This window comes from Kitasatospora sp. NPDC007106 (assembly GCF_040634455.1).
Taxonomy (GTDB): Bacteria; Actinomycetota; Actinomycetes; order Streptomycetales; family Streptomycetaceae; genus Kitasatospora; species Kitasatospora arboriphila.
On record NZ_JBEYFP010001245.1, the window covers coordinates 1 to 1,376 of the forward strand.

Annotated in this window: 2 protein-coding genes and 1 pseudogene; 2 read left to right on the top strand and 1 reads right to left on the bottom strand. The window is 73.2% G+C overall.

Annotated features, from left to right (window positions below; translation table 11 throughout):
* Positions 1 to 106: 106 nt before the first annotated feature.
* On the bottom strand, positions 107 to 430 hold the full coding sequence (gene fdxA, locus ABZ641_RS37510; RefSeq protein ID WP_344621732.1) for a ferredoxin: 324 nt from the start codon (positions 428 to 430) through the stop codon (positions 107 to 109).
* Positions 431 to 524: 94 nt separating this feature from the next.
* Between fdxA and soxR the strand changes: the two genes are divergently transcribed.
* Both soxR and ABZ641_RS37520 read left to right on the top strand, forming a co-directional pair.
* On the top strand, positions 525 to 989 hold the full coding sequence (soxR, locus tag ABZ641_RS37515; protein WP_344621731.1) for a redox-sensitive transcriptional activator SoxR: 465 nt from the start codon (positions 525 to 527) through the stop codon (positions 987 to 989).
* 175 nt (positions 990 to 1,164) lie between these two features.
* Positions 1,165 to 1,376: pseudogene (locus tag ABZ641_RS37520) on the top strand (FAD-binding oxidoreductase); the annotation flags it as partial.

Consider the following 1,376-nt stretch of genomic DNA (forward strand, 5'->3'; position numbering starts at 1 on the left):
TGGTCAACATCAGCGAGGCCTAGGCACCGTCTTCAGAAAGGCGCTCGGGTGGTGACTTCAGGGGCGCGTGGGGCTGTGAAGACGGGCCCCCGCGCCCCCTCGCGGGTCAGGCGGTGTCCTGGACCGGCAGCGCCGCCACCATCGGATGGTCCTTCCCGATCGGGCCGAGCCTGGCGCTGCCGCCCGGGGAGCCGAGGTCGGTGAAGAACTCGGCGTTCGCCGTGTTGAACTGCCGCCACGGCTCCGGGGTGTCGTCCTCGAAGTAGATCGCCTCGACCGGGCAGACCGGCTCGCAGGCGCCGCAGTCGGTGCACTCGTCGGGGTGGATGTACAGCATCCGCTCCCCCTCGTAGATGCAGTCGATGGGGCACTCCTCCAGGCATGCCTTGTCCTTGACGTCCACACAGGGCAGGGCGATCACAAACGTCATCGGGCTGCCGTCCTCTCCGGTCGGTGCTGCTCGCCGTTCTGGCACGGCCGACCGTAGGGCCTCAAGTAAACTTGAGGTCAACAGGAGGCGGTGCATGACGACCCGACAGCCCGGCGAGGCCAGGGCCACCCCGGACGACTGGCTGGCCATCGGCGAGGTCAGCGCACGGACCGGCGCGGCGGTGTCCGCCCTGCGGTTCTACGAGGAGCTCGGCCTGATCGCGTCCGAACGCGACGAGCGCAACCAGCGCCGCTACCCCCGGCACATGCTGCGCCGGGTCGCCCTGATCTCGGTGGCGAAGCGGATCGGCATCCCGCTGCAGGACCTCCGGGAGGCGTTCGCCGACGTCCCGCTCGACCGGCCGCCGAGCCACGACGAGTGGCAGCGTGCCTCCCGCGGCTGGAAACGCCGCCTGGAGGAGCGCCGGCAGACCATCGAACGGCTGGAGGCCGAACTCACGGGTTGCATCGGCTGCGGCTGCCTCTCGATGAAGGCCTGTGCCCTGCTGAACCCCGGCGACGCGCTCGCCGAGGACGGCGCAGGCCCCCGACGCCTGTGAGACGGACTCCCGTTCGGGGCGTCCCGCCACCGGTCGCCGCGGACCACCCGGCGGCGTTCGCGTGAACCCCGTTCGCCCACGGAGTGTCACCGCCGCCCCGTCACCGCGCGGCCCCACCCTCTGACTGTGCGCCGCGGGAAGGGCCCGCCGGACGCCGCGCAGAACGGGGAGCCCCATGCCGCTCGATCGACGATCCGTCCTGCGCACCGGCGCCGTCGCCGTCGCCGGTCTCGCGTTCGCCCCGGGTTCCCTCACCCCCGCGGCCGCCGCCCCGCACACCCCCGGCCAGGACCCCGGGCCCGCCGCCTGGCGGGAGCTGCGCCGCCGCCTCAGCCCGGCCGCCCGCCTCTACCGGCCCGGCGACCCCGACTACCCGCTCCAGGCCGT